Source organism: Marilutibacter maris, assembly GCF_006546735.2.
Taxonomy (GTDB): Bacteria; Pseudomonadota; Gammaproteobacteria; order Xanthomonadales; family Xanthomonadaceae; genus Marilutibacter; species Marilutibacter maris.
Map to the genome: position 1 here is coordinate 1 of NZ_VICD02000055.1, position 26546 is coordinate 26546.

At 70.0% G+C, this 26546-nt stretch carries 22 protein-coding genes and 1 pseudogene; 19 read left to right on the top strand and 4 right to left on the bottom strand.

The annotated features are described in order from the left end of the window. From FKV24_RS04050 to tsaB, 3 genes are all read left to right on the top strand, one after another. On the top strand, positions 1–954 hold a 954-nt coding region (locus FKV24_RS04050), incomplete at its 5' end, for an ATP-dependent DNA helicase (RefSeq protein WP_141481439.1). A gap of 11 nt (positions 955–965) precedes the next feature. Further along, positions 966–1382: a VOC family protein gene (locus FKV24_RS04055; RefSeq protein WP_141481441.1), complete on the top strand. Its 417-nt coding sequence runs from the start codon at positions 966–968 to the stop codon at positions 1380–1382. After that, complete coding sequence (gene tsaB, locus FKV24_RS04060; RefSeq protein ID WP_141481442.1) at positions 1379–2086, top strand: tRNA (adenosine(37)-N6)-threonylcarbamoyltransferase complex dimerization subunit type 1 TsaB; 708 nt, start codon at positions 1379–1381, stop codon at positions 2084–2086. Before FKV24_RS04055 ends, tsaB begins: the two co-directional genes overlap by 4 nt. Positions 2087–2307: 221 nt before the next feature. Here tsaB and FKV24_RS04065 read toward each other — a convergent pair whose 3' ends face one another. Then, on the bottom strand, positions 2308–3180 hold the full coding sequence (locus FKV24_RS04065; protein WP_141481444.1) for an energy transducer TonB: 873 nt from the start codon (positions 3178–3180) through the stop codon (positions 2308–2310). 83 nt (positions 3181–3263) lie between these two features. Then, positions 3264–4226 (bottom strand): glutathione synthase, encoded by a 963-nt coding sequence (gene gshB / locus FKV24_RS04070; protein WP_111267217.1) that lies wholly within the window; start codon positions 4224–4226, stop codon positions 3264–3266. 287 nt (positions 4227–4513) lie between these two features. Between gshB and FKV24_RS04075 the strand changes: the two genes are divergently transcribed. The 8 genes and pseudogenes from FKV24_RS04075 (at position 4514) to FKV24_RS04110 (ending at position 17740) form a co-directional block, all read left to right on the top strand. Then, the gene (locus FKV24_RS04075) at positions 4514–4927 is read left to right on the top strand and encodes a response regulator (protein WP_111267216.1); all 414 of its coding nucleotides are present in this window, start codon (positions 4514–4516) and stop codon (positions 4925–4927) included. 18 nt (positions 4928–4945) lie between these two features. After that, a complete protein-coding gene (locus FKV24_RS04080) occupies positions 4946–5311 on the top strand; it encodes a response regulator (RefSeq protein ID WP_111267215.1) in 366 nt (121 codons plus the stop codon). Positions 5312–5330: 19 nt separating this feature from the next. Further along, positions 5331–5879: pseudogene (locus FKV24_RS04085) on the top strand (chemotaxis protein CheW); the annotation flags it as partial. Between the two features lie 74 nt (positions 5880–5953). After that, the gene (locus tag FKV24_RS04090; protein ID WP_249040909.1) at positions 5954–7963 is read left to right on the top strand and encodes a methyl-accepting chemotaxis protein; all 2010 of its coding nucleotides are present in this window, start codon (positions 5954–5956) and stop codon (positions 7961–7963) included. A gap of 98 nt (positions 7964–8061) precedes the next feature. Then, positions 8062–14373: an Hpt domain-containing protein gene (locus FKV24_RS19745; protein WP_141481447.1), complete on the top strand. Its 6312-nt coding sequence runs from the start codon at positions 8062–8064 to the stop codon at positions 14371–14373. Continuing rightward, complete coding sequence (locus FKV24_RS19505) at positions 14366–16105, top strand: chemotaxis protein CheB (protein ID WP_211371777.1); 1740 nt, start codon at positions 14366–14368, stop codon at positions 16103–16105. The genes FKV24_RS19745 and FKV24_RS19505 overlap by 8 nt, the downstream gene beginning before the upstream one ends. A 24-nt stretch (positions 16106–16129) precedes the next feature. After that, positions 16130–16627, top strand: coding sequence for a chemotaxis protein CheW (locus tag FKV24_RS04105; protein ID WP_141481449.1), 498 nt, complete (start codon positions 16130–16132; stop codon positions 16625–16627). Positions 16628–16654: 27 nt separating this feature from the next. Next, positions 16655–17740, top strand: coding sequence for an acyltransferase family protein (locus FKV24_RS04110; protein ID WP_141481450.1), 1086 nt, complete (start codon positions 16655–16657; stop codon positions 17738–17740). 69 nt (positions 17741–17809) lie between these two features. Here the strand turns inward: FKV24_RS04110 and FKV24_RS04115 are convergent, their stop codons facing one another. Then, positions 17810–18547: a 16S rRNA (uracil(1498)-N(3))-methyltransferase gene (locus FKV24_RS04115; RefSeq protein ID WP_141481452.1), complete on the bottom strand. Its 738-nt coding sequence runs from the start codon at positions 18545–18547 to the stop codon at positions 17810–17812. Continuing rightward, positions 18544–20007 (bottom strand): adenosylmethionine--8-amino-7-oxononanoate transaminase, encoded by a 1464-nt coding sequence (bioA, locus tag FKV24_RS04120; protein ID WP_141481453.1) that lies wholly within the window; start codon positions 20005–20007, stop codon positions 18544–18546. Before bioA ends, FKV24_RS04115 begins: the two co-directional genes overlap by 4 nt. 77 nt (positions 20008–20084) lie before the next feature. On the opposite strand from bioA, the gene nudE reads away from it, so the two are divergent. From nudE to FKV24_RS04160, 8 genes are all read left to right on the top strand, one after another. Further along, positions 20085–20636, top strand: coding sequence for an ADP compounds hydrolase NudE (gene nudE / locus FKV24_RS04125; protein ID WP_111267206.1), 552 nt, complete (start codon positions 20085–20087; stop codon positions 20634–20636). A gap of 61 nt (positions 20637–20697) precedes the next feature. Continuing rightward, the gene (cysQ, locus tag FKV24_RS04130) at positions 20698–21501 is read left to right on the top strand and encodes a 3'(2'),5'-bisphosphate nucleotidase CysQ (RefSeq protein WP_111267205.1); all 804 of its coding nucleotides are present in this window, start codon (positions 20698–20700) and stop codon (positions 21499–21501) included. An 85-nt stretch (positions 21502–21586) separates the two neighbouring features. After that, entirely contained in the window at positions 21587–22405 is an 819-nt protein-coding gene (mazG, locus tag FKV24_RS04135) for a nucleoside triphosphate pyrophosphohydrolase (RefSeq protein ID WP_141481455.1), read from the top strand. A 56-nt stretch (positions 22406–22461) separates the two neighbouring features. Then, a complete protein-coding gene (locus FKV24_RS04140; RefSeq protein ID WP_141481457.1) occupies positions 22462–22809 on the top strand; it encodes a hypothetical protein in 348 nt (115 codons plus the stop codon). Further along, positions 22809–23114 carry an Mpo1-like protein gene (locus tag FKV24_RS04145; RefSeq protein ID WP_111267202.1) on the top strand — a complete coding sequence of 102 codons (306 nt, stop codon included), beginning with the start codon at positions 22809–22811 and terminating at the stop codon, positions 23112–23114. Before FKV24_RS04140 ends, FKV24_RS04145 begins: the two co-directional genes overlap by 1 nt. Positions 23115–23275: 161 nt before the next feature. Next, the gene (locus FKV24_RS04150; RefSeq protein ID WP_141481459.1) at positions 23276–23986 is read left to right on the top strand and encodes a response regulator transcription factor; all 711 of its coding nucleotides are present in this window, start codon (positions 23276–23278) and stop codon (positions 23984–23986) included. Positions 23987–24010: 24 nt separating this feature from the next. Next, positions 24011–25288, top strand: coding sequence for a sensor histidine kinase (locus FKV24_RS04155; RefSeq protein ID WP_141481460.1), 1278 nt, complete (start codon positions 24011–24013; stop codon positions 25286–25288). Positions 25289–25441: 153 nt separating this feature from the next. Beyond that, positions 25442–26546: efflux RND transporter periplasmic adaptor subunit (locus FKV24_RS04160; protein WP_141481462.1), on the top strand; the 1105-nt coding region annotated here is incomplete at its 3' end.

The following is a 26546-nucleotide window of genomic DNA, read 5'->3' on the forward strand; positions in this document are numbered from 1 at the left end:
GCCGACGAGGCGCCAGCGCAGCCGCCGGCGGACCCCGACGACCGGATGCCGCCGCAGGTGCCGGACGACGCCGACAGCGTGCGCTGGTACGAGCTGACCGCGCGCGGTTTCCGTCTCAGTCGCACGCCGCTCGATGTCGCCGGGCCATTGGCCGAGCACCGCGAGCGTTCGAAGGCGGCGTGGGTGTTCACCTCGGCCACGCTCGCGATCGGCGGCCAGTTCGGGCACTACGCCGACAAGCTCGGCCTGGCCGAACCGCAGACCCTGCTGGCGCCCAGCCCGTTCGACTGGCAGACCCAGGCGCTGTGCTACCTGCCGCGGCGGATGCCCGATCCGGGGTCGCGCGACTACGGCACGGCCCTGGTCGATGCGGTGCGGCCGGTGCTGGAGGCTTCCGGCGGACGCGCCTTCCTGTTGTTCGCCTCGCACCGGGCGTTGCGCGAGGTGGCCGCGCTGCTGCGAGGTTCCGAGTGCCCGTGGCCGCTGTTCGTCCAGGGCGAGGCGCCGCGTGGCTTGTTGTTGGAGCGCTTCCGCGCCTCCGGCAACGGGGTGCTGCTGGGGGCGGCCAGTTTCCGCGAGGGCGTCGACGTCGCCGGCGATGCGCTGAGCGTGGTGGTGATCGACAAGCTGCCGTTCGCCGCCCCCGACGATCCGGTATTCGAGGCGCGGCTGGAGGCGATCCGCCGCAACGGCGGCAATCCCTTCCGCGACGAGCAGTTGCCGCAGGCGGTGATCGCGCTCAAGCAGGGCGCCGGCCGCCTGATCCGCAGCGAGCGCGATCGCGGGGTGCTGGTGTTGTGCGACCCGCGCCTGCTCGGGCGCAGCTACGGCAAGGTGTTTCTCGAATCGCTGCCGCCGCTGCCGCGCAGCCGCGACGTCGACGACGTGCGCACCTTCTTTGGGCGAGAATGTGGGTTCGAGGCACCCGCGCCGCGCGGTGCCGACCTGTTCTGAGGAGAGCTTCGATGGCTGACGACAATGCCCGCGACAAGCCCCGCGTTCACGGCCTGGGCGGCGTGTTCTTCAAGGCCGAGGATCCCGGCGCGCTGGCCGCCTGGTACGCCGAGCACCTCGGTGTCGGCGTGCAGGACTGGGGCGGAGCGGTGTTCCCGTGGCGCCGCGAGGACACCGGCGGCAGCGCCTACACGGTGTGGTCGCCGTTCAAGTCCAGCAGTGAGTATTTCAAGCCCAGCGACAAGCCGTTCATGCTCAATTTCCGCGTCGACGACCTCGACGCGATGCTGGAGGCGCTGCGTGCGGCCGGCTGCAACGTGCTCGACCGCCACGAGGACGGCGAGCAGGGCCGGTTCGGCTACGTGATGGACCCGGAGGGGCACCTGGTCGAGCTGTGGCAGCCGGCCGTGGAAGAGAGCGGCGAGTGAAGCTGCTGGCGCTCGAGACCGCGACCGAGGCCTGTTCGGTCGCGCTCTGGCTCGATGGCGAGGTCGTCGAGCGTTTCCAGGTCGCGCCGCGCCGTCATGCCGAGCTGACCCTGCCGTGGGCCGGGCAGCTGCTGGCCGACGCCGGCGTCGGCCGCGGCCAGCTCGATGCGATCGCGGTCGGGCGCGGTCCGGGGGCGTTCACCGGCGTGCGCCTGGCGATCGCGCTGGCACAGGGCATGGCGCTGGCGCTGGACCGGCCGTTGTTGCCGGTGTCGACCCTGGAGGCGTTGGCGATGCGCTCCAGCGGCGGGCAGGTGCTTGCCGCGATAGACGCGCGCATGGGCGAGGTCTACGTGGCCGCCTATCGACGCCGGCAGGACGGGCAGGCGCTGGCGCGCCAGGGCGAGGAGGCGGTGTTGCCGCCGATCGAGGTGAGGCTTCCGGAAGGCGCGGAGGCCTGGCACGGCGTGGGCACCGGGTTCGACGCGGTCGAGGGCGCGCTTCGCCAGCAACTGGGCGGCCGTCTGGCATCGGTCGCCGCCCAGGAACTGCCGCACGCCGCCGATGTCGCCCGTCTCGCCGCGGCGGCGTTCGCCCGCGGCGAGTCGGTCGCGCCGGAGCGGGTCGAACCGGCCTACTTGCGCAACAACGTTGCGCTTACCCTCGCCGAGCAGCAGGCCCTGCGCGAATCGCGCGCCGAGTGAACGGGACCTGGCCGCTGGCCGCGACCGGGCTTTCCCGTGAGGACCATCGCGGCTTACGCCGCTCCTACGAAGAGCGGGCCGGTCCCCGGTCTGGGCCACATCCTGCCTTGCCTCGTGCTGGCGATGGCCGGCATCGGCGATGCATTGCAGACATCCGACGGCTCCGGTAGGAGCGGCGTGAGCCGCGATTCTCGTGCGGTGCCGCAGCGGTGAGCGCGGCGTCAGTCGTCGATCAGTTCGCCGCCGGGCAGGAAGTTCCAGGTACGGGTCACGTGGAGAATGTCGGGATTCTCCTCGGTCCTGGGCAGCGGCGGATACGGCTCGGCGAGGCGGGCGATGCGCAGTGCCGAGGAGTCCAGCAGCGGGGTGCCGCTGCTCTTGACGATGTCCGAGCGCTCGACCGATCCGTCGCGACGGATCGCCACGCTGATCACGACCTGGCCGCCGAGCCGGCGCCGGCGCGCTTCGTCGGGATAGTTCAGATTGCCGATCCGCTCGACCCGGTCGACCCATTCGCGCAGATAGCTCGCCCAGGCGTATTCCTGGGTGCTGGCGGAGACGAACTTGCGCTTCGGGCGCTTGGCATAGCGTTCCGAGCGCAGGTGGATCTCGGCCGCCAGCCGCGCCATCGCCATGTCGCGCTCGATCTTCTCCTCGCCCGGCGGCAGGGGCAGGGTGTCGGGATCGGGGGTGTCGCGCTCGCGCGCGGCGGTGGTGTCGCCGCGTGCGCTGCTGATGACACGTGCGACCGGCTCCGGCTGCGCCTGCGGCGACTGCGCGCGCAGCGGGCGCGGCGCCACTCCGGGCTGCTCCTGCGGCGCCGGACCGGTCTGGTTGTCGCGCGGGCGGGTGCTTTTGTCGTGCTCGCCGCCGCCCTGGTTGCTGGCCTGGGCGAGGAAGTCGGCCTGGGCCTGGGTCAGCGGGCTGCGGGTCTGGGTCAGGATCACGTCCAGGGTCGGCACCACCGGCGCGGCCCGCTCCAGCGCGAAGCCCACGCCCAGCAACAGCACGCCGTGGACCAGCAGCGACAGCACCAGGGTCGCGGTCAGGCGGCCGTCTTCGGAGGCTGGCGTGGAGGCGGCGAGGGAGGACATCTGCGGGGCGGAGGGACGGATTGGAAGCTCGATTGCGACAGGATAGTGCAGTGGCGGATGCCGGGGAGCGTCCGCGCGGCCCCCTAGGCGGAGGCTTGCGCGGCGGCCCTGGCTTCGATCGCGTCGAACAGCTGGCCGGCGATGTTGGTGCCGAAGGCGGCGTCGATCTCGCGGATGCAGGTCGGACTGGTGACGTTGACCTCGGTCAGGTAGTCGCCGATCACGTCCAGGCCGACGAACAGCATGCCGCGGCGCTTCATCTCCGGGCCGACCCGGGCGGCGATCCAGCGGTCGCGTTCGCTCAACGGGCGGGCCTCGCCGCGACCACCGGCGGCGAGATTGCCGCGGAACTCGTCGCCCTGCGGGATCCGGGCCAGACAGTAGTCGACCGGCTCGCCGTCGATCAGCAGGATGCGCTTGTCGCCGTCGGCGATCTCCGGCAGGTAGCGCTGGGCCATCGCCAGCCGCCTGCCTCCCTCGGTCAGGGTCTCCAGGATCACGTTGAGGTTGGGCTCGCCGGCGCGGGCGCGGAAGATCGAGCGCCCGCCCATGCCATCCAGAGGCTTGAGCACCGCCTCGCCATGCTCGGCGACGAAGGCCTTCAGGATCGCGTTGTCGCGGGTGACCACGGTCGCCGGGCAGCATTCGGGGAACAGCAGCGCGGCCAGCTTCTCGTTGTAGTCGCGCAGGCCCTGGGGGTCGTTGACGATCAGCGCGCCGGCCAGCTGGGCGATGCCGAGGATCTGGGTGTCGTGGATGTACTCGGCGTCGACCGGCGGGTCCTTGCGCATCAGCACGACCTGGCCGTGGCCGAGCTCAATATGTGATGCCTGTTCCAGTTCGAACCAGCTCGTCGCGTCCTCGCGCACGCTCAGTCCGGCCACCTGCGCGATCGGCCGGCCGTCCCGCATCGACAGTCCTCCCGGCGGTACGTACAGCAGGCGATGTCCGCGCCGCTGCGCTTCCAGCAACATGGCGAAGGTAGAGTCCTTGGCGATCTTGATGGAGCCGATGGGGTCCATCACGACGACGATGTCGAGCGGCATGGCGAGCGCTATCGTGGGGGCGTCGAAGGGATGGCGATAGTAGCAGGGGTCGGCAGCGCGGGCGCGTGCCCGAGGCGACGGCCTCACCCGCCGGCGCGACGGCAACCGACGGAAGGGTGCCGTGCGTCGAAAGTTCGCGTGAAACCAGCCTGTTTAGCATTTTCGTCGTGAACTTTGTGCTTGACAGTGGCTGTCAGGCTTGGAATAAAGGCGGGTATCGCGAGGCACCGCGAGACGCGACATAACTATCAGGTGCCCGCACATGGGGAAACCCCGGGGAAGCAGGAATGTTTGACGAGGGCCGTACCGGCAGTCTCGATGGTTTGAGGGTCATGGTGATCGACGACTCCAAGACCATCAGACGCACCGCAGAGACGTTGCTGAAACGTGAGGGCTGTGACGTGGTCACCGCCATCGATGGATTCGAAGCACTGGCGAAGATCGCCGACCAGCAGCCGCATATCATCTTCGTGGATATCATGATGCCGCGACTGGATGGGTATCAGACCTGCGCGTTGATCAAGAGCAACCAGCTGTTCAAGGGCACCCCCGTGATCATGCTGTCATCCAAGGACGGGTTGTTCGACAAGGCGCGCGGCAGGATCGTCGGTTCCGAGCAGTACCTGACCAAGCCATTCACGCGCGAGGAGCTGCTCGGCGCGATCCGCACACACGTTCACACAGAAGCACACAACGCCTGACCGGGGGGTAGGGCAACGATGGCACGCATTCTCTTGATCGAGGACTCGCCGACCGATACGGCGGTCCTGACCCAGTTGCTCGAGCGCAACGGCCACCAGGTGCTGGCATCCGACAGCGCCGAAGACGGTATCGATGTCTGCCGCCGCGAGCGCCCCGACCTGGTGCTGATGGATGTCGTGCTTCCCGGGATGAACGGTTTCCAGGCGACGCGTGCGTTGTCGCGCGACGCCGACACCAAGCACATCCCGGTGCTGATCGTCAGCACCAAGGGCATGGATACGGACAAGGCCTGGGGCCTGCGTCAGGGCGCGAAGGACTACATCGTCAAGCCGCCGCGCGAGGACGAGCTGGTCGCGCGCATCAACGACCTGCTGGGCGATTGAGGCGACAGTGACGACAGCGATGACCCCGTTCGACGTGCTGGCCGACTACGAGCGCCGCAGCCTTGCGCACGTGGTCGGCCTGCCGGAGCAGATCGACGCGCCGGGCATGTGGCGCGGCGTCGGCTACCGCATCGGCAGCCACCGTCTTGCCTCGGATTTCGACGAGGTGGTCGAGATCCTGACCCTGCCGCAGGTGACGCCCGTCCCCGGCGCGCAGCCGTGGCTGCTCGGCCTGGCCAACGTGCGCGGCAACCTGTTGCCGGTGGTCGATCTGAAGCAGTTCCTGCAGGGCGAGCGGACGGTGCTGCACGAGGGGCACCGGATCCTGCTGGTCCGACAGCCCGGCGGCAACGTCGCGGTGTTGATCGACGAGTTGTATGGTCAGCGCAGCTTCGTCGAGGAGAACACGGTCGAGGCCGGAGAGGCCGAGGGCGGCGCGGAAAACGTCGCCATCGCCGGCCGCTACCAGCACTTCGTCGATCGCGCCTATCGGCTCGACGGCGTCACCTGGGGCATCTTCAGCCTCGACAGACTCACCCGCACCCCCGAATTCAGGCAGGCCGCGTCGGACATGCCGCGCGCCGAACATCTTGCCGGACCAGGCAATCGCAACGCACTTGAGGTCGAATCATGAGCAGTGACATGAATAACGCTGTAGGCAAGGTCCGCCAGTACGGCGTCAATACCTGGCTTACGGTGCTGGGTTTCGCCCTGCTGGTGTTCGGCCTCAATACCGGCTACTCGATCTACAAGGCCTCGCGCCTGGGTGGCGCCAGCACCTCGGCCTCGGACTTGCGCGTGCTCTCGCAGCAGTTGGCGGTGCAGGGACGAGCGGCGGTCGGCGGTGACCAGGCCGCGTTCGACGCGTTCAAGACCACCAAGTCGGAGATCGACGCCGACGTGTCGGAGCTGAATGCGAACTTCGGCAGCACCGACGGCGTTTCCGGGCCGATCCGCGGCGTGTCCGAGACCTGGGCGCCGTTGGGCAAGAGCGCCGACCAGCTGATCGCCAGCGAGCAGGCGGTGCTGGGCTTCGCCGGCAACGCCAACAACTTCAGCGCCAAGGTGCCGCAGCTGCAGGCCAACCTCGACGAGCTGGTCCGCGCGATGTCGTCCAGCGGCTCGCCGTCCTCGCAGGTCTACTACGCCCTGCGCCAGGTGGTGCTGTCGGGCACCATCGCCCGCCGCATCACCGAAATCCAGGCCGGCGGCAGCGGCGCGTCGATGGCCGGCGAGGCGCTGGCCCGCGACGTGCTGGTGTTCGACAACGTCCTGGCCGGTCTGCGCAACGGTGCCGAGAACCCGAACATCACCGCGCTGAGCAACTCCGGCGCGGTCGCAGCGCTCGGTCAGGTCGAGGCGCTGTGGGCGGAGATGAAGAAGGATGCCGACGCGATCCTGGCCGCCTCGCCCGACCTGTTCCAGGCCCAGACTTCGGTGACCACGATCACCGAGGGCGCCGACACCCTGCTGGAAGGCAGCGATCGCCTGTTCCAGGCGTTCACCGCGTTCGGTTCGCTGAAGGACACCAGCCTGCTCGGCAACATCTGGATCAGCATCGTCTCCGGTGCGATCGCGCTGCTGGCAATCGTCCTGCTGGTGGTCTCGCTGAACACCGCGCAGAAGCAGCGCTACCTGACCACCAAGGAACTCAACGACCGCAACCAGGAGGCGATCATGCGCCTGCTGGACGAAATGGGTTCGCTCGCGGAAGGCGATCTGACCGTGAAGGCGACCGTGACCGAGGACATGACCGGCGCGATCGCCGACTCGATCAACTTCGCGGTCGAGCAGCTGCGCAGCCTGGTGCAGACGATTACCGACACCTCGGTGCAGGTGGCCTCCAGCGCCCAGGAGACCCAGGCCACCGCGATGCACCTGGCCGAGGCCGCCGAGCACCAGGCCCAGGAGATCAATTCCGCGTCCAGCCGCATCAGCGAAATCGCGCAGAGCATCAACCAGGTCTCGCGCAACTCCGCCGAGTCCGCGGACGTGGCGCAGCGCTCGGTGCAGATCGCGACCAAGGGCGCGGGCGTGGTGCGCCAGACGATCGCCGGCATGGACAACATCCGCGACCAGATCCAGGAGACCTCGAAGCGCATCAAGCGTCTGGGCGAAAGCTCGCAGGAGATCGGCTCGATCGTTGAACTGATCAACGACATCTCCGAGCAGACCAACATCCTGGCGCTGAACGCGGCGATCCAGGCGGCGTCGGCCGGTGAGGCGGGCCGCGGCTTCGCGGTGGTGGCCGACGAAGTGCAGCGACTCGCGGAACGCGCGTCCAACGCAACCAAGCGAATCGAGACGCTGGTCCAGACAATTCAGTCCGATACCAACGAAGCTGTCAGCTCGATGGAGCAGACGACGTCCGAAGTGGTCGCGGGTGCGCGACTGGCCGAGGACGCGGGTACCGCGCTGGGCGAGATCGAAAAGGTGTCGTCGGACCTGTCCGGGCTGATCCAGGGCATCTCCAACGCGGCGCAGCAGCAGACCAGCGCGGCGTCGAACATCACCGAAACCATGAACACCATCCAGTCGATCACCGCACAGACCTCGCAGGGCGCCAGCCAGACGGCCCAGTCGATCGGAAACCTGGCCCAGCTGGCCGCCGATCTGCGTCGTTCGGTTGCAGACTTCAAGCTCCCGGCCTGACCCGGGACCGGCAGTAGGATGAGCGAGCCGAGCATGTTCGATTCACGGACGCAGACATTGCAGAGGTTGCGCCCCCGCGCAGGAGCGGAGGGGCGGGCATGACCGTGATGAGCGATGCGATCGATACCACCACGCTTGGTTGGATCAAGCCCGAGCTCGACCAGACCCTGAGTCAGGCGCGCGAGGAGATCGAGGCCTTTGCCGAGAACCAGGCCGACACCTCGCGGATGCGCAGCTGCGCCGCCCACCTGCATCAGGTGCACGGCACCCTGAGGATGGTCGAGCTGTACGCCCCGGCGATGGTCGCCGAGGAGATGGAGCGCCTGTCCCTGGCGCTGCTGCACGGCGAGATCGACAACCGCGACGAGGCCTGCGCCGTGCTGATGCGCGGCGCCGTGCAGTTGCCGGATTATCTGGAGCGCCTGCAGGGCGGCCACCGCGACATTCCGATCGTGCTGCTGCCGTTGCTCAACGAGCTGCGTGCGACCCGCGGCGAGGTGGGCTTGAACGAGAGCGTGCTGTTCGCGCCCAATCTCGACCGGCCGCTGCCCGACAGCCTGCCGATGCCGGTGTCCGGTACGGTCAGCGAGGCCGAATCGGCGTCGCACCTGGGCGCATTCCGCCAAGTGCTGTCCAACTGGCCGGAGAATGGCAGTCCCGCCGATCCGGCGGCCCTGGTCGCGGCGATCGACGGACTGTTGTCCGACGTCACCGTCGAACGCCTGCGGCGGATGCTGTGGGTCGCCCATTCGGTGGCCTGCGCGATCCGCGACGGCGCCCAGGAACCGACCCGCGCCCTGCGCCAGGCCTTTGGCGGCGTCGAGCGCGAAGCCCGGCAGATGCTCGAGGGCGACGATTTCAGCGGTCCCCGCAGCACGCCCGCGGCGGAACCGACCCGGCAGCTGCTCTACCACGTCGCCCACAGTTCGGCGGTCCATCCCGGACTGGACGGGCTGCGCAAGACCTTCGACCTCGACGCCCAGCTGCCCAGCGAATCGGAGCTCGAACATGCCCGCGGCAGCCTGAGCGGACGCAATCGCGAGCTGCTCGATACCGTGTCGGCGGCGATCAAGGAGGACCTGCTGCGGGTCAAGGACGCGCTCGACCTGTACCTGCGCACCAACCAGAACGACGTGTCCGACCTCGCTCCGCAGGTCGACGTGCTGACCAGCGTCGCCGATACCCTCGGCATGATGGGGCTGGGGATGGCGCGCAACGTCGTGGTCCAGCACCGCGACACGCTGCGCCAGGTCGTTGCCGGCGAGCGCGCGGCCGACGAGGGCGTGCTGCTCGACGTCGCCGGCGCGCTGCTGTACGTGGACGCGACCCTCGACGACCAGGTCTCGCGGTTGGGCCACGTCGACGAGAAGGTCGCCGAGGACAGCCTGCTCGCCAGCGAGTCGCGACGCGTGCTCGACGTGGTCGTGCGCGAGGCGATCGCCAATTTCAGCGACGCCAGGCAGTCGTTCGTCGCCTTCGTGGAGACCAACTGGAGCCACGACGAGCTGGTCGAAGTGCCGCGCCTGCTGGATGAGGTCAGCGGCGCGATGCGGATGCTGGAACTGCCGCTGCCCAGCGAATACCTGATCGGGCTGCGGCGCTACACCGAGGCCGAGCTGCTCGGCAAGCGGCGGGTCCCCAGCGGTCCGCAGCTCGACACCATGGCCGACACCCTGGCCAGCCTGGAGTACTACCTGGAGGCGGTGCGCGAGCAACGCCCCAACCGCGACCGGATACTCGACATCGCCCGCCAGAGCCTGGAGGCGCTGGGCTACTGGCCGGTTCCGGACGGCGCCGACCATGTCGCCGCCGGCGACGTGCCCGGTGCCGTCGGCATCGACGAGGAGACCCGCCAGGCGGTGTCGCAGGCGCTGGCCGGGGTCATGTCGCAGGACATCGTCTCCGGACCGGCGGCGACGCCGAAGCCGGTGGCCACGTCGTCGTTGGCGACGCCCGAGCCGACCGCCAGCACCGCACCGGCGGCGCAGGGGCCGATCAGCGGCGCCGAGGGCGGCTTCGAGCGGAACGAGGACATCGACGACGAGATCCGCGAGGTCTTCCTCGAAGAGCTGGTCGAGGAGATGGCGAATCTCGGCGCGCTGCTGCCGGTCTGGCAGGAAGAGCCCGACAACATGGAGCGCCTGCGCCCGATCCGGCGCGTGTTCCATACCCTCAAGGGCAGCGGACGACTGGTCGGCGCGCGCGCGCTGGGCGAGTTCAGCTGGAAGATCGAGAGCATGCTCAACCGCGTGCTCGACGCCGATCATGGCCGCAAGGCGAGCCCGGCGGTGGTGGCGATCGTCCAGCAGGCATTCGAGACGCTGCCGCAGTTGCGGGCGGCGCTGGAGGGCTCGGCCGGCGTCACCGCCGATCTCGACGCCATGGCCGAGGTCGCCGACCGCATTGCCGCGGGCGAGGAAGCGTTCTATACCGCGCCGGTGGTGGCCGATGTCCAGCAGCCGGAGGCCGAGGCGTCTCCGGCAGCCGAGGCTGCGGGCGATTCGTCCACGGTCGACGAGCCCGTCGTCGACGAGCCCGTGGCGCAGGATCAGGCCGGCAGCGGGGAGGCCGATGCCGACGTGCCGGCGCAGGCGCCGCCCGAGGGCGTGCCGGCCTCGGTCGACGCGGTATTGCTGGAAATCCTCGATGCCGAGGTCACCGGCCACCTGTCGACCATCGAAACCTGGATCGAGAGCGCGCGGGCCGCGCCGCAGCCGGCCAACGATGCCCTGCAACGCGCGATCCACACGCTCAACGGCGCGTTCGCGATGACCGAAGTGCCGGTGATCACCGAGATCACCGGTCCTGCCGAGGGTTATGTCAAGCGCCTGCTCGCGCAGGGCGGGGGTGTCGGCGCCGAGGGCGTCGCGGCGCTCTCGGCGGTTGCCGACGCGATCCGCAGCACCCTGGCCGCGTTGAAGACGCCTTCGCCGCGCGTGCCGGTGTTCGAGGGGCTGTCGGCCCGCGTCGCCGCGTTGCGCGACGCGCTTCCGAATGTCCAGGCCGCACCGCCGGAGCTGGCCGAGCCGGGTCCCGCCGCCGGTGCGACCGGTACCGCGAACGAGGTCGAGCTGGACTCGCTGGACCTCAGCGGGTTCGCCGATCGCGCCGAGGATGCGATTCCGCAGAATCTGCTGCGGCCGAGTGCGGCCGTGGAGCAGGAGCTGGCCGAGGCCGCCCGTATCGAAGCCGAGCGGCAGGAAACCGAGCGGCAGTCGGACGAGCGCCTGGAGATCGAGCGTCTGCGGGCAGAGCGCGCGACCATCGAGCAGGCCGAGGCCGAACGCGTCGAAGCCGAACGTCGGGCTGCCGAGCGTGTCGAGTCCGGGCGGCTCGAAGCCGAGCGCCTTGAGGCAGAGCGCCTTGAGGCAGAGCGCCTTGAGGCAGAGCGCCTTGAGGCAGAGCGGCTCGAAGTCGAGCGCGCTGAAACCGAGCGTGCCGAAGCCGAACGCGCCGAAGCGGCCCGTCTCGAGGCCGAGCGCGCGGAAGCCGAGCGCGCCGAAGCGGCCCGTCTCGAAGCCGAGCGTGCCGAAGCCGAGCGTGCCGAAGCCGAGCGTGCCGAGGCGGCCCGTCTCGAGGCCGAGCGCGCGGAAGCCGAGCGCGCCGAAGCGGCCCGTCTCGAAGCCGAGCGTGCCGAAGCCGAGCGTGCCGAGGCGGCCCGTCTCGAGGCCGAGCGCGCGGAAGCCGAGCGTGCCGAAGCGGCCCGTCTCGAAGCCGAGCGCATCGAAGCCGAGCGTGCCGAAGCGGCCCGTCTCGAAGCCGAGCGTGCCGAAGCCGAGCGTGCCGAGGCGGCCCGTCTCGAAGCCGAGCGCATCGAAGCCGAACGTGTTGAGGCGGCCCGTCTCGAGGCAGAGCGTCTCGAAGCCGAGCGCGCGGAAGCCAGGCGCCGCGAGGCCGAGGAGGCCGCCGAGTACGCGCGCCTGGAAGCCGAGTATGCCGAGCAGGCCCGGCAGGCGGTCGCGGCGGCAAGCGTCCCCGAGCCTGCGCCGGCGGCGACCCACGCGATGCTGGCCGCATTGGCGGTGGAGTCGGATCCGGACCAGCCGCTCGATGTCAGCGAACTGGACATCGAGCTCGTCGACATCTTCGTCGAGGAAGGCGGCGATCTGCTCGATCACTCCGATGGTCTGCTCGCGCGCCTGCGCGAGGCGACCGACGATCGCGATGCGCTGATCGGCCTGCAGCGCGACCTGCACACGCTCAAGGGCGGTGCGCGCATGGCCGGCATCATGGCCGTGGGCGAACTGGGCCACGTGATGGAGTCGCTGCTGGAAGCGGTGGCCGAACAGCGGCAGGCGCTGGGCCGCGATGGCGTGCCGCTGCTGGAGCAGGGCTTCGACCGTCTGCACGCGATGATCACCCGGGTCGGCGAACGCCAGTCGATCGCGATGCCGGAGGCGATGATCGCCGAGTTCGAGGCGCGCGCCCGCGGCACCACCACCCTGGTCGCGACCGATGCCGAGCCGGTCGCGACCGAAGCCGGACCGGAGAGCGCGACCGTTGCCGCGAGCGAGCCGGCGCAGCCGCTGCGTCCGCTGTCGGCTCCGATCAGCGAGGACGTGCTCGGCGACGACGACGAGATCACTGCCCGCGCTCCGCAGGAGCAGGTCCGGATCCGCGCCGACCTGCTCGATCGCCTGGTCAACTACGCCGGCGAGGTCGCGATCTACCGTGCCCGTCTGGAACAGCAGCTGGGCGCGTTCCGCGGCGCGATCGCCGAAATGGCGCAGACCAACACCCGTATGCGCGATCAGTTGCGCCGCCTCGAGATCGAGACCGAGGCGCAGATCGTCGCGCGCTACCAGCGCGAGGCGGACAGCGCCGAGCAGGCATTCGATCCGCTCGAGCTGGACCGCTTCTCGACCCTGCAGCAGCTGTCGCGCGCGTTGTCCGAGTCGGCCAACGACCAGGGCAGCCTGCAGCAGACCCTGGACGATCTGACCCGCCAGTACGAGACCCTGCTGCTGCAACAGTCGCGGGTCAGCTCGGAACTGCAGGAAGGCCTCATGCGCACGCGCATGGTGCCGATCGACTCGATGCTGCCGCGCCTGCGCCGGGTGGTCCGCCAGGCCTCCGGCGAGCTGGGCAAGCAGGTCCAGTTGAAGCTGGAAGGTTCGCAGGGCGAACTCGATCGCAACGTGCTCGAACGCATGACCGCGCCGCTGGAGCACATGCTCCGCAACGCGGTCGCGCATGGCCTGGAGGCTCCGGCCGAGCGCAAGCAGGCCGGCAAGTCCGAGGAAGGCAGCATCCGTATCGCGGTGCGCCGCGAGGGCTCGGAAGTCGTGCTGGTGGTCGGCGACGACGGCCGCGGCCTGGATCGCGATGCGATCCGCAAGCGCGGCGTCGAGCGCGGCCTGGTCGGCGAGAACGCCGTGCTCGCCGACAGCGAGCTGGACATGCTGATCCTCGAGCCGGGCTTCTCGACCGCCAACGAGGTCAGCCGCCTGGCCGGCCGCGGCGTCGGCATGGACGTGGTCGCCAGCGAGGTCCATCAGCTCGGCGGCAGCCTCGACATCCATTCGGTGCCGGGCAAGGGCGTCACCTTCACCCTGCGCCTGCCGCAGACGCTGGCGGTCACCCAGGCGGTGTTCGTCAAGGTCGGCGAGACCTCGTTCGCGGTGCCGATCGCTTCGGTGCAGGGCGTGGGTCGCGTTGCCCGCGATGTGCTGGAAAGCGAGTCGCCGAGCTACGAGTACGGCGGCGAGGACTACGCCGTGCACGACCTCGGCGAGCTGATCGGACACGGTCCGGCCAAGGCCGAGGGCCACCTGCAGATGCCGGTGTTGCTGATCCGTTCCGGCGACCTGCGCGCGGCGGTCTGCGTCGATCAGGTCATCGGCAACCGCGAGATCGTGGTGAAGACGGTCGGTCCGCAGGTCGCCTCGGTGCCCGGTATCTTCGGCGCGACCATCATGGGCGACGGCCGCGTGGTGGTGATCCTCGACGTGGCGCCGCTGGTGCGTCGCCGCAACGCCTTGCCGCGCGATGTCGCGATCGAACCGCCGCAGGTGGCGGAGACGCGGCGGGTGCCGCTGGTGATGGTGGTCGACGATTCGGTCACCATGCGCAAGGTCACCGGTCGCGTGCTCGAGCGCCAGGGCTTCGAGGTCGCCACCGCCAAGGACGGTGTCGACGCGCTGGAGCGGATGGCCGAGATGGTGCCGGACCTGATGCTGCTCGACATCGAGATGCCGCGCATGGACGGCTATGAGCTGGCCACGCAGATGAAGGGCGAAGCGCGCCTGCGCGACGTGCCGATCGTGATGATCACCTCGCGTACCGGCGAGAAGCATCGCCAGCGCGCGATGGAGATCGGCGTCAACCGCTACCTGGGCAAGCCCTATCAGGAGGCGGAGCTGTTGCGGAACGTATACGAACTGCTGGGCATCGAGCAGAAGAATGACTGAGCCCGTACGCCGCGTAGCCCTGCTCGTGCGCCACCCCGCAGCCGGCGAACGGCTGCGGAGCCTGCTGGCCGAGGCCGGCATCGAGAGCGTGTTGCAGGGCGATCCGACCCAGATCGCGGTCGAGTCGCTGACCCAGGCCAGTCCGGAAGTCGTGCTCGTCGCACTGGACCCGGACATCGAGGACGCGCTGGAGCGCTTCGAGTCGGTGCTCGGCAATCCGGGTATCGACGTCATCTACGAAGAGGCCGAGCTTGCCGCCGCGCGCGAGGGCTGGGAGGCGGCGCGATGGAAGCGCCATCTGCTGGCCAAGTTGCAGGGCCACGATCGGGTGCTGCCGCCGCGACCCGACGGCGCCCACGACGAGCCCGCGTTGCGCCTGAGCAGCGTGCCGGAGGTCAGCGACGAGGATTACGCGGCGTTCGATCCCGTCGACGGTTTCGACGTGCCGGAACCGGAGCGTTCGTCGCCGGCGCCCGCGGGTGCCGCCGACCCGGCCGCTCCCGCGATTGAAGCCGGCCCGGTCGAAAACAGCACGCTTGAAACCACCAAGGTCGAAACCACCGCATTCGAGGCGGCTCCGTTCGAAACCGCCGTGTCGCCTGAAGTGCCGTCGCCGTCGCCGCCGCCGATCGAAGCGGCCGCGGACGAGGCCGGCCCGGCGCGTCCGCAGGCCGGCTACGCTTTCGACCCGGTGAACGCCGAGGATGCCGCCGATGCGGGCAGCCCGGACGAAGCGACGTCGGGCTTCGAGATCAGCTTCGATGCCACTGCCGTCGACTCCGACGACAACGGCGATCTGGAGTTCAGCGAAAGCGACAGCGAAAGCGGTGGCTTCGATATCGTCTTCGATGACGGTACGCAGAGCGGAACGGCGCCGAAGGCGCCCGCCGAGCCGAGCTTTGGCCTCGACGAGCATCTGCGCAGTCTGTCGCTGGAACCGCAGCAGGAAAGCGACGCGGCGGCGGGCAGCGAGACCATCGACGCGACGGCAGCTGCGGCGGAACAACCCGCCGCGGGTACCACCGCCGCGGAGGCGCCCGCCGCTGCCGCTCCGGTGTCCGCTTCGACCTTCGGCGAGCTGACCCTCGACGACGGCAACGGCAGTTACGCCCCGGCCGATGCGCGCGCCGACGACGAGCGCTTCGGCCGCGATCTCGCGGACCTGGACCAGCGCATCGCGTCGCTGGAGCTGGTCGAGGACCATGTCGATGCGCGCCTGCCCGGTGCGGTGCTGGTGCTGGCCGGAATCGGCGGCCCGGACGCGGTGCGCCAGTTGCTTGGTGCGCTGCCGGTCGATTTCCCGCGCCCGGTGCTGGTGCAGCAGCGGCTCGACGGCGGCCGTTACGATCGCCTGGTCGCGCAGATGCAGCGGGCGACGACCCTGCCGGTGCACCTGGCCGAGCCGGGACGCATGGCGATGGCCGGCTTCGTCTACGTGCTGCCCGCGGGGCTCGGCATCGAGACCGCCGCCGACGGAATGCGCTTCGTCGGCGAAGGCCAGATTCTGCCGGCGCTGCCGTCGGCCGACAGCGCCGTGCTGCTGCTCAGTGGCAGCGATCCGGCCGATGTCGACGCCGTGCTCAAGCACCGAGTCGGAGGGGCGCTGGTGGCCGGACAATCGGCCGAGGGCTGTTACGACCCGGCCGCGCCCGAGCAGCTGGCCGCCCGTGGAGGCGACCTCGCGGCGCCGACCGACCTTGCACAACGCCTGGCCGAGCGCTGGCCCGGTTAAGACCGTATCGCCGAGGAAGCAGTAATGTCCGATTCCCGTTCCAATCCGGTCGCGGCGCCGGCCAATGACATTCGCGGCGTGCTGATCCAGGTGGCGCGGGCGCGGTTGTTGCTGCCCAACGCGACCATCGCCGAGGTGCTGTCCTATGCGCCGCCGGAGCCGTTGGCCGAGGCGCCGGACTGGTTGCTCGGACGCATCCGCTGGCATGGTTGGAAGGTGCCGCTGGTGGGGTTCTCGGCCCTGGCCGGCATCGCCGGCGAGCAGCCGGGCCTGGGCAGCAAGGTGGTGGTACTGAAGGCGCTGGGCGGCAATCCGCGCGCGCCGTACTTCGCGATCGTGGCGCAGGGCTTCCCGCGTCTGGTGACGGTCAGCCGCGCCGGCCTGGGTGTCGAGGCCGACCAGGAAGGCCTGCCCGACGGCGTCCAGGCGCGCGTGCTGCACAACGACGAGCCGGCCCTGCTGCCGGACCTGGCCTTCGTCGAGGCGCGGATCGTCGAGGCGCTGTCCCGCCAGGCCGCCTGAGCCGGCGGCAACGGGCACCTGGCCGCGTTGGCGACCGCTCCGCCCGCGCCGACGCCGCGACTGGCTTCGGTCGACGCGCTGCGCGGGCTCACCGTCGCGGCGATGCTGCTGGTCAACAATCCCGGTGACTGGGGCCATGTCTACGCGCCGTTGCTGCATGCCCACTGGCACGGCTTCACCGCGACCGACCTGATCTTTCCGTTGTTCCTGTTCATCGTCGGTGTCTCGTTGAGCCTGGCGCTCGGGCGCCAGCTGGACAAGGGCGTCGCGTCCGCCGACCTGTTGCTGCCGGTGCTGGCGCGCGCCGCGCGCATCGTCGGGCTGGGCCTGTTGCTGCATCTATGCGCGTGGTGGGCGTTCGACCTCGAGCACTACCGGGTGATGGGCGTGCTGCAACGGATCGGCCTGTGCTACCTGGCGGCGGCCGCGATCGCGCTGTGGTTGCCGGCGCGATCGCAGTGGGTCTTGCTGCTGGCGCTGCTGGCCGGCTACGCCGGATTGTTGGGGTGGGGCGGCTCGCTGGCGCCGCTGGACAACATCGCCAGCCGCATCGACACCGCCGTGCTGGGCGTGCACCTCTACGAATACGAGGCGATCGGTGGCCGCGGCCACGATCCCGAGGGCCTGGTCAGCACGCTGGGAGCGTTGGCGACGACCCTGCTGGGCCTGCGCGCCGGCGACTGGCTGCGATGCGGTCATGCGAAGCGGCTGCCGCTTGCGGCGATCGTATTGCTGGCGGCGGGCGCGGCCTGGGCCACGTGGCTGCCGTTGAACAAGAACCTGTGGACGCCGTCCTACGTGCTGTGGTCCGGAGGGCTAGCCTGCGCGCTGCTGGCGTTGTGCCACTGGCGGGTCGATGTGCGCGGCGGCCCGCCGCTGGGCCGCGCGTTCGGCGTCAACGCGATCGCCGCCTATGCCGGTTCGGCGTTCATGCTGTACGGACTGGTCGCGGCAGGCTGGCTGGAACCGCTGTACCGGCACGGCTTCGCCGACTGGATGACGCCGCGCTTCGGACCGTACCTGCCATCGCTGGCCTACGCGCTGGTCTTCGTCGCGTTGTGGTGGGGCGTGGTGCGCTGGCTGGATGCCCGTCGGATCTACTTCAAGGTCTGAGCGGGCAAGGTCTGAGCGGGCAAGGTCTGGCAGGGCGAGGTCCGGCGGGGCAAGGTCAGCGCGGAGCGCTCAGCGGAAGTCGCCGAAGCGCGCCTGCAGCGCGGCGATCGCGGCCAGGCCGGCGGTCTCGGTGCGCAGGATCCGCGGACCCAGTCGCAGGCCGTCGAAGCCGGCCGCCTGCAACTGCTCGCGGTCGCGTGGCGACCAGCCGCCCTCCGGACCGACCGCCAGCACCACGGTCGACGCCGCCGGCGGCGCGAGCCTGGGCAGGGCGGCGTCGCCTTCGGGGTCGAGGGTCAGCCGCAGGCCGCCGTCGGGCAACGCCGCCAACGCCTGATCCAGGGGCGCGGCCACCGCGACCGGCGGTACCCGTGTCCGACCGCTCTGCTCGCAGGCCGAGGCGACCACGCTGCGCCAGTGGGCCAAGCGCTTCTCGGCGCGCGCGCCGTCGAGCCTGACCTCGCTGCGCTGCGACCACAGCGGCACCACCGCGGCGACGCCGAGTTCGGTCGCCTTCTGCAGGATCAGGTCCATCTTCTCGCCGCGGGCGACGCCCTGCAGCAGCACGATCGACAACGGCGACTCGCGGTCGACCGCGGTGGCGGCTCCGACAGCGACCCGCAGCTCGCGCTTGCCGGCGGCGACGATACGGGCGTCGTAGTCGTTGCCGTCGCCGTTGAACAGCACGCAGGCATCGCCGACGCCGAGCCGCAGCACCCGCACCAGGTGCGCCGTGGCGCCTTCCGGCAGCGCCAGCTCCTGCCCCGGCGCGAGCGCGGCGTCGACATGGACGCGGGTCAGCCTCATCGTCCGGCCCCGTCGATGGCGGCGTCGATCGCGGCGACGGTGGTGGCGGCGAGCAGCTCCAGCGCCTCCTCGTCGATGCAGTACGGCGGCATCCAGTACAGCACGTCGCCAAGCGGGCGCAGCAGCACGCCGTCGCTGGCGCCGCCGTTGGCCAGGGCCGCGCGGTAGGCATGCAGGCCGATCCGCCGCGCCGGCTCGAACGGCGTGGCCTTGTCGCCGTTGCGGGTCAGCTCGAACGCGACCACCATCCCGGCCTGGCGCACGTCGGCGACGTGGCGGTGCTCGCGCAGCGGCGCCGCCAGCGCGGCCATGCGCTCGGCGGTCGCGCGGTTGCGGACAATCACCCGGTCCTGCTCGAAGATCGACAGGGTCGCCAGCGCGGCGGCGCAGGCCAGCGGGTTGCCGGTGTAGCTGTGCGAGTGCAGGAAGGCCTTCTCGCGGGATTCGTCGAGGAAGCCCTCGTAGACGGAGTCGGTGGTCAGTACCGCCGCCAGCGGCAGCGAGCCGCCGGTCAGGCCCTTGGACAGGCACAGGAAGTCCGGCGCGATCCCGGCCTGCTCGCAGGCGAACATGGTGCCGGTGCGGCCGAAGCCCGCCGCGATCTCGTCGGCGATCAGGAACACGCCGTGCGCGTCGCACAGCTCGCGCGCCAGCTTCAGATACAAGGGGTCGTGCATGCGCATGCCGCCGGCGCATTGCAGACGCGGTTCCAGGATCAGCGCGCAGACCTCGCCGGCATGGCGCTCGAGCAGTTCGCGCAGTGCATCGGCGGCACGGCGGGCGCGGTCGGCGGCGGTCTCGCCCGGTTCGCACAGGTAGGCGTCGGGGGAGGGCGCGAACAGCGCCTCGGCCAGCAGCGGCGCGTACACCCGGCGGTACAGCGGGATGTCGCCGACCGCCAGCGCGCCCAGGGTCTCGCCGTGATAGCCGCCCTCCAGCGCGATGAACCGGGTCCTGCCCTCGATGCCGCGGTTGCGGAACCAGTGGAAGGCCATCTTCAGCGCCACCTCGACCCCGGCCGAGCCGTTGTCGGCGTAGAACACCTTCGACAGCGGCGCGCGCTTGCCCTCGCGCGGCGCGATCGCCAGCAGCCGCTCGGCCAGCTCGACCGCCGGCGCGTGCGAGCAGCCGGCCAGGATCACGTGTTCCAGCGTCGATGCCTGCTCGGCGATGGCGGCGGCGATGCGCGGCTCGGCGTGTCCGAAGATGTTGGTCCACCAACTGCTGATCGCGTCCAGGTAACGGCGGCCATCGCGCCCGATCAGCCAGGGGCCCTGCCCGCGCGCGATCGGCAGCAGCGGCATCAGGCCGTCCTCGCCGGTGTCGTTGCCGCCGTGCAGGTGCTCGCGCATCTGCGTGCAGGGGTGCCAGAGCACGGCGAGGTCGCGCTGGCGCCATCGACGGGCGGTTTCGACGCCGGCCTCTGCTAGCATCGCGGAATCGTGATCGTTCTTGTCCATCCCGCCATTATCGTGCCTGTCGCCCCGTTTTCCCGAATCGCGCCCGACCGTCGCGGCCGTACCGCCGGTGCGACGCCGTGAGCCGCCGCCTGCCGACCATCCATGGCATCACCGAGCACGATGCCGGTCCGTACCGTCTCGAACGGCTGGACCTGGAGTTCAGCAACGGCGAGCGCCGCCGCTACGAACGCCTGCACGGGCGCGGCCATGGCGCGGTGGTGGTGGTACCGATGCTGGACGCGGAGACCGTGCTGCTGGTCCGCGAGTACGCCGCCGGCGTCCACCGCTACGAGCTGGGCCTGGTCAAGGGCCGCATCGACGCCGGCGAGACGCCGTTGCAGGCGGCCGACCGCGAACTGAAGGAAGAGGCCGGCTACGGTGCCCGTTCGCTGACCGTGCTGAGGGCGTTGACCCTGGCGCCGACCTACATGAGCCATGAGGCGCATCTGGTGGTCGCCCGCGACCTGTACCCCGAGCGCCTGCCCGGCGACGAGCCGGAGGAGCTGGAGGTGGTGCCGTGGAAGCTCGACGCGCTGCACGAGCTGATCCTGCGCGAGGACTTCTCGGAAGGACGCTCGATCGCGGCGCTGTTCATCGCCCGCGAGTGGCTGCGGATGCAGGCGGCATGACGCCGCATTCGACGCCCCGGCCCACGTCAACACCCGACATCTGGAAGGAGATCCGAGTCCGATGATTCCCAATGAGCTGCGCGAGCAGGTGATCCGGCTGGCCTATCGCGCCGCCGAGGCGATCCTGGAGGTCTACGACAGCGAATTCGCGGTCCAGCACAAGGACGACCGTTCGCCGCTGACCGCCGCCGACCTGGCCGCGCACCGCTGCATCGTCGCCGGCCTGGCCGAGCTGACCCCGGATATCCCGGTGTTGTCGGAAGAGTCCGCCGATGAAGTGCCACTGGAGCGCCGGCGCGGCTGGCCGCGACTGTGGGTGGTGGACCCGCTCGACGGTACCCGCGAGTTCGTCAAGCGCAATGGCGAGTTCACCGTCAACATCGCCCTGGTCGAGGATGGCGTTCCGGTGTTCGGAGTGGTGCAGGCACCGGTGACCGCGGTGGCCTGGCACGGCGGCCTCGAGCTGGGCGCGTTCCGCCGCGAGCACGGCGCCGATGTCGCGCTGCAGACGCGTCGGCCGGCCTCGCCGCCGCTCAAGGTCGCCGCCAGCCGCTCCCATCGCGACGAACACACCGAGGCCTTCATTGCGCGGATGGGCGAGGTCGAGCCGATCGGGCTGGGGTCCTCGCTGAAGTTCTGCCGGATCGCCGAGGGCGGCATGGACGTCTATCCCCGCTTCGGACCGACCAGCGAATGGGATACCGCGGCCGGCCAGTGCGTGCTGGAGGGCGCCGGCGGCGTCGTGCTCGATCCGCAGGGGCGGCCGTTCCGCTACAACCAGCGCGACACCCTGCTCAACGGCCGCTTCATCGCCCTGGGCGATCCGCGGCTGCCCTGGCGCGATTGGGCCGGCGAGGGCGCCTAGCGCGCCGGCCGGCATCCGCCGTCCGTGCACGCATCGCCATCGACGGCGGACGCGCTCCCGGAGTGAAACATGGCTGAAGCGAGACATGACTGAGGAAAGCCACGACATCGACCGCCTGCTCGAGATCATGGCGCGCCTGCGCGACCCGCAACGCGGCTGTCCGTGGGACGTCGAGCAGGACTTCGCCAGCATCGCGCCGTACACGATCGAGGAGGCCTACGAGGTCGCCGATGCGATCGACCGCGGCGATATGGCCGATCTGAAGGACGAACTCGGCGACCTGCTGCTGCAGGTGGTGTTCCACGCGCGCATGGCCGAAGAGCAGGGCGCGTTCGCCTTCGCCGATGTCGTCGCCGCGATCAACGACAAGATGGTGCGTCGCCACCCGCATGTGTTCGGGGACGCCTCGGTCGAGGATGCGCGGGCGCAGACCGAGGCCTGGGAAGCGCAGAAGCGGCGCGAACGCGAGCGCAACGGCGATACCGACGGCTCGGCCCTGGCCGGCATCGCGCGCGGTCTGCCCGAGTGGCAGCGGGCGGTGAAGCTGCAGAAGCGCGCGGCCCGGGTCGGCTTCGACTGGCCCGGCATCGACCCGGTCCTGGCCAAGCTGGAAGAGGAGGTCGGCGAGGTACGCGCCGAGTTCGACGCGGACGGCAAGCCACCCGCCGACACCGCCGCGCAGGCACGGCTGGAGGAGGAGATCGGCGACCTGCTGTTCGTCGCCGCCAATGTCGCCCGTCACGGCGGAGTCGATGTCGGCAGCGCGTTGCGCCGCGCCAATCTCAAGTTCGAGCGCAGGTTCCGGGCGATGGAGGCGATGGCCGCCGCCGACAGCACCCCCCTTGAGAAGCTGGGCCTGGACGCGCAGGATGGTTACTGGGAGCGGGCCAAGGCGGGCGAATGAGGCCGCCGTCCCGCTGCCGGGACAATCCAATCACTGAGCATCATGGCGGGGGGCTTATGAGCTGGTGGTCGAAACTGTTCGGCAGGCGCAGACAGGCCGCGGGCGAACACGCGGTGATCGTCTCCTTCGATTACGGGTCGCGGGATCTGACACCGCTGCTGACCCTGGGCGAGAGCCTGCGCGAGGCGGTGCGCAAGGCCGGGACCGGCGAGTACGACGGTCACGAGGTAGCCGAGAACGGCAGCGACGGCACCTTCTTCCTGTACGGCCCCGACGCCGACCGTCTGCTGGAGAGCGTGCGCCCGATGCTGCTGTCCAGCGGGCTGCTCAAGCACCCCAGCGTCCGCCTGCGCTATGGTGAGGCCGGCCGCAACGCGCCTGAAACCGTGCTTGAGATAGGCTGATGGCGAGACGTTTCAACAGCTTCCGCGAGTTCTATCCGTTCTATCTGGACGAACATCGCGACCGCACCAGCCGCCGGTTGCACTTCGTCGGCAGCTGCGGGGTGCTGGCGCTGGTCGCCGTCGCGATCGTCCAGGCCAACGCCTGGTGGCTGCTGGCGGCGCTGTTGTGCGGGTACGGATGCGCCTGGGTCGGTCATTTCTTCTTCGAGAAGAACCGTCCGGCGACCTTCAGTCACCCGTTCTATTCGTTCGCCGGCGACTGGGTGATGTTCAGGGACATCCTGACCGGGAAAATCCGGTTCTGAGAGCCGTGTCACACGCGGGTGGCCGTTGCCCGCGGTGATGGAGGTTCACGGTCGCGGCGTTCAGCCTGGAGTGGGGATTTGACCGAATCTGGCGGCTGCTTTCACAGGGCATCGACCTTGTCGAAGGCAGCCTTCACGAAACTGAAGACGCAGGAGCTGGTATGCAAGGCACACGCGAGGGCGGGTTGGTCCTGATCGTCGAGGACAATCGCAACATCTCCGAGATGGTCGGCGAATACCTCGAGGGGCGCGGATTCGAGGTCGATTACGCCGCCGATGGTGTGGACGCCTACCGTCTGGCGACCGACAACAACTACGACGTGATCGTGCTCGACCTGATGCTGCCGCGGATGGACGGCATCGAGGTCTGCAAGCGTCTGCGCGAGGAAGCCCGCAAGTCGACCCCGGTGCTGATGCTGACCGCGCGCGACACCCTCGACGAAAAGCTCAGCGGGCTGTCGGTGGGCGCCGACGATTACCTGACCAAGCCGTTCGCGATCCAGGAACTGGAGGCCCGCCTGCGCGCGCTGATCCGCCGCGAGCGCCGCCAGGTCGGCGGCGAGGTGCTGAAGGTCGCCGACCTGGCACTGGACCCGGCCAGCCTGCGGGTGACCCGCGGCGGCAACGAGCTGCAGCTGTCGCCGATCGGCCTGCGCCTGCTGACGATCCTGATGCGCGAGTCGCCGCGGGTGGTCAGCCGGCAGGAGATCGAACGCGAGATCTGGGGCAATGGCCTGCCCGATTCCGACACCCTGCGCAGCCATCTGTACAACCTGCGCAAGACCATCGACAAGCCGTTCGACAAGCAGCTGCTGCATACCGTGCAGAGTGCGGGCTATCGGATCGCGGACATCTCGCAGTCGCCGGACTGACGGCGCCTCCGGTCACCCGCCACCATGTCGCACGGCCTGCCGCGCCAGATCAAACTGGTGTTCGTCCTCCAGGCGCTGATCAGCAGTCTGCTGATCGCGATGGGCATCGTGCTGCTGGGCATGGCGGTGCGCCACGGCATCCTGCATCACCGGATGCAGGCCGAGGCCGAGGCCTACTGGTCGCAGCGGGCGCGGGATCCGGCGCATCCGCTGCCGATGACCTCGAACATGGAAAGCTTCCTCGATCTGGGCGATGCGTCCAGACCCGAGCACACGCTGCCCGAGGGATTCCAGGCCCTGTCCGAAGGGCTGCACTGGCTGCCGTCGCGGCGGCTGAGCGTGTACGTGGACCGGCGCTCCGAGGGCACGCTGTACCTGCAACTGGCGGCCGGCGACATCGAGCTGGCGATCCTGCTGACCGGCCTGTCCAGCCTGTTGCTGGCGATGCTGACGATCGCGGTGATCTCGTGGCTGAGTTACCGCACCTCCAAACGCCTGGTATCGCCGGTCAGCTGGCTGGCCAACATCGTCTCGCGCTGGGATCCGCGCTCGCCCGATACCGAGGCGATCGCCAGCGACGAACTGCCGGTCGACGCCGGTCGCGAAGTGCGTTCCCTGGCGCGCGCGCTGCGTGGCCTGGCCGGTCGGGTCGAGGAGTTCGTCACCCGCGAGCGCGACTTCACCCGCGATGCCAGTCACGAGCTGCGCACGCCGCTGACCGTGATCCGGGTCGCCGCCGACCTGATGCTGGCCGATCCGGAGGCCAGCGTGCAGACGCGGCGCTCGCTGAGCCGGATCCAGCGCGCCGGACGCGACATGGAGTCGGTCATCGAGGCCTTCCTGATCCTCGCGCGCGAGGCCGAGATCGCCCCCCAGAGCGAGGAGTTCGAGGTCATCGACGTGGTCCGCCACGAGGTCGATCGGGTGCTGCCGTTGCTGGAGGGGCGTCCGGTCGAGCTGACCGTCGACGACCGCGGCGCGCCGCGCCTGTACGCGCCGCCCAACGTCCTCAACGTGATGCTCGGCAACCTGCTCAGCAATGCGGTCCGCTTCACCGAGAGCGGGCGGATCGACGTGCAGGTCCACCCCGACCGCATCGAGGTGCGAGATACCGGGATCGGCATGAGCCGCGAGGCGCTGGCGCGGGTGTTCGACCCGTTCTACCGGGTCGACCCCGAGCGCGACGGCCGCGGCATGGGGCTGTCGATCGTGCGCCGGCTCGGCGACCGCTTCGGCTGGCCGGTCGCGTTGCACAGCGCGCCGGGCGAAGGCACCGTGGCCACGATCCACTTCGAGCTGTAGGCGTTCCGGTGCCCGTGCCGGACCGGACGACGGGCATCCACGGCTGTCCCCGGGCTGAATCCGCGGCGCGGCGCGGACAGGGCCTGTCAACGCTCCTGCCGGGCGGGCGTTGAAGCCGATACCTTTCCCGCATCGATCCGGTCCGGCCGCCTGATGAGCGCTTCCTCCCGTTCCCCCGTCACCTCCCGCCGTCGTTCCTGGGGCCGCCTCGGCACGATCGCCGTCGTCGTCGCCGCGCTGGCCGCGGGCGGTTACTACCTGAGGCAGCGCAGCGCGGAAGCGTCGTCCTCGGCCTATCGCAGCGCGCAGGTGGAGCAGGGCAGCATCCGGGTCGGGATATCGGCGACCGGCAGCCTGTCGGCGATATCCACGGTCGATGTCGGCAGCCAGATTTCCGGCCAGGTCACCGAGGTGCTGGCCGACTACAACGATCATGTCGACAAGGGCCAGGTGATCGCGCGCATCGATCCGAGCACCTATCAGGCGCAGATCGCCCAGGGCGACGCCTCGGTCGCCAGCGCCCGCGCCAGCCTCGCCACCGCGCAGGCGGCCCTGGCCAACGCCGAGGCCGACTACCGGCGCAAGAGCGCGCTGGTCGGCCGCCAGTTGGTCGCGCGCAGCGATGCCGACCTCGCCCTGGCCGCCCGCGACCAGGCGCTGGCCCAGGTCGCCTCGGCGCGCGCGCAGATCGATCAGCAGATCGCCTCGACCCGGACCGCGCGGCTCAACCTCGATCGCACGGTGATCCGCTCGCCGGTCGACGGCGTGGTGCTGACCCGTTCGATCGAACCGGGCCAGACCGTCGCCGCCAGCCTGCAGGCACCGGTGCTGTTCCAGATCGCCGAGGACCTGTCGAAGATGGAGATCGTGCTCGCCATCGACGAGGCCGACATCGGCCAGGTCAAGCCCGGGCAGGCGGTGGCCTTCACCGTCGACGCGTTTCCGGATCGCCGCTTCCGCGGCGAAGTGCAGCAGGTGCGGCTGTCGGCGACCAACACCAGCAACGTGATCACCTATCCGGTCGTGGTCTCGGTCGACAACCGCGAGCAGTTGTTGCTGCCGGGCATGACCGCCAATGCCGAGATCGAGGTGGAGAGCCGCGACGACGTGCTGCGGGTGCCGAACGCGGCGCTGCGCTACCGCCCCGACGACGGCGAGTTGGCGACGCCGGCGGCGCCGTCGCGGCGCTCCGGCATGCAGGACGAGTTGCCGCGGATCGCGGCGGCGCTCGATCTCGAGGCCGGACAGAAAGGTCTTT

What these genes read in the sequence shown, in the direction of transcription:
- FKV24_RS04090 (WP_249040909.1), top strand. Translation starts at nt 5,954, where the DNA reads ATGAATAACGCTGTAGGCAAGGTCCGCCAGTACGGCGTCAATACCTGG.
- gshB (WP_111267217.1), bottom strand. Translation starts at nt 4,226, where the DNA reads ATGCCGCTCGACATCGTCGTCGTGATGGACCCCATCGGCTCCATCAAG.
- FKV24_RS19745 (WP_141481447.1), top strand. Translation starts at nt 8,062, where the DNA reads ATGACCGTGATGAGCGATGCGATCGATACCACCACGCTTGGTTGGATC.
- FKV24_RS04075 (WP_111267216.1), top strand. Translation starts at nt 4,514, where the DNA reads ATGTTTGACGAGGGCCGTACCGGCAGTCTCGATGGTTTGAGGGTCATG.
- cysQ (WP_111267205.1), top strand. Translation starts at nt 20,698, where the DNA reads ATGATTCCCAATGAGCTGCGCGAGCAGGTGATCCGGCTGGCCTATCGC.
- FKV24_RS04145 (WP_111267202.1), top strand. Translation starts at nt 22,809, where the DNA reads ATGGCGAGACGTTTCAACAGCTTCCGCGAGTTCTATCCGTTCTATCTG.
- FKV24_RS04105 (WP_141481449.1), top strand. Translation starts at nt 16,130, where the DNA reads ATGTCCGATTCCCGTTCCAATCCGGTCGCGGCGCCGGCCAATGACATT.
- FKV24_RS04065 (WP_141481444.1), bottom strand. Translation starts at nt 3,180, where the DNA reads ATGTCCTCCCTCGCCGCCTCCACGCCAGCCTCCGAAGACGGCCGCCTG.
- FKV24_RS04080 (WP_111267215.1), top strand. Translation starts at nt 4,946, where the DNA reads ATGGCACGCATTCTCTTGATCGAGGACTCGCCGACCGATACGGCGGTC.
- bioA (WP_141481453.1), bottom strand. Translation starts at nt 20,007, where the DNA reads ATGGACAAGAACGATCACGATTCCGCGATGCTAGCAGAGGCCGGCGTC.
- FKV24_RS04150 (WP_141481459.1), top strand. Translation starts at nt 23,276, where the DNA reads ATGCAAGGCACACGCGAGGGCGGGTTGGTCCTGATCGTCGAGGACAAT.
- FKV24_RS04115 (WP_141481452.1), bottom strand. Translation starts at nt 18,547, where the DNA reads ATGAGGCTGACCCGCGTCCATGTCGACGCCGCGCTCGCGCCGGGGCAG.
- mazG (WP_141481455.1), top strand. Translation starts at nt 21,587, where the DNA reads ATGACTGAGGAAAGCCACGACATCGACCGCCTGCTCGAGATCATGGCG.
- FKV24_RS04140 (WP_141481457.1), top strand. Translation starts at nt 22,462, where the DNA reads ATGAGCTGGTGGTCGAAACTGTTCGGCAGGCGCAGACAGGCCGCGGGC.
- FKV24_RS04155 (WP_141481460.1), top strand. Translation starts at nt 24,011, where the DNA reads ATGTCGCACGGCCTGCCGCGCCAGATCAAACTGGTGTTCGTCCTCCAG.
- FKV24_RS04055 (WP_141481441.1), top strand. Translation starts at nt 966, where the DNA reads ATGGCTGACGACAATGCCCGCGACAAGCCCCGCGTTCACGGCCTGGGC.
- FKV24_RS19505 (WP_211371777.1), top strand. Translation starts at nt 14,366, where the DNA reads ATGACTGAGCCCGTACGCCGCGTAGCCCTGCTCGTGCGCCACCCCGCA.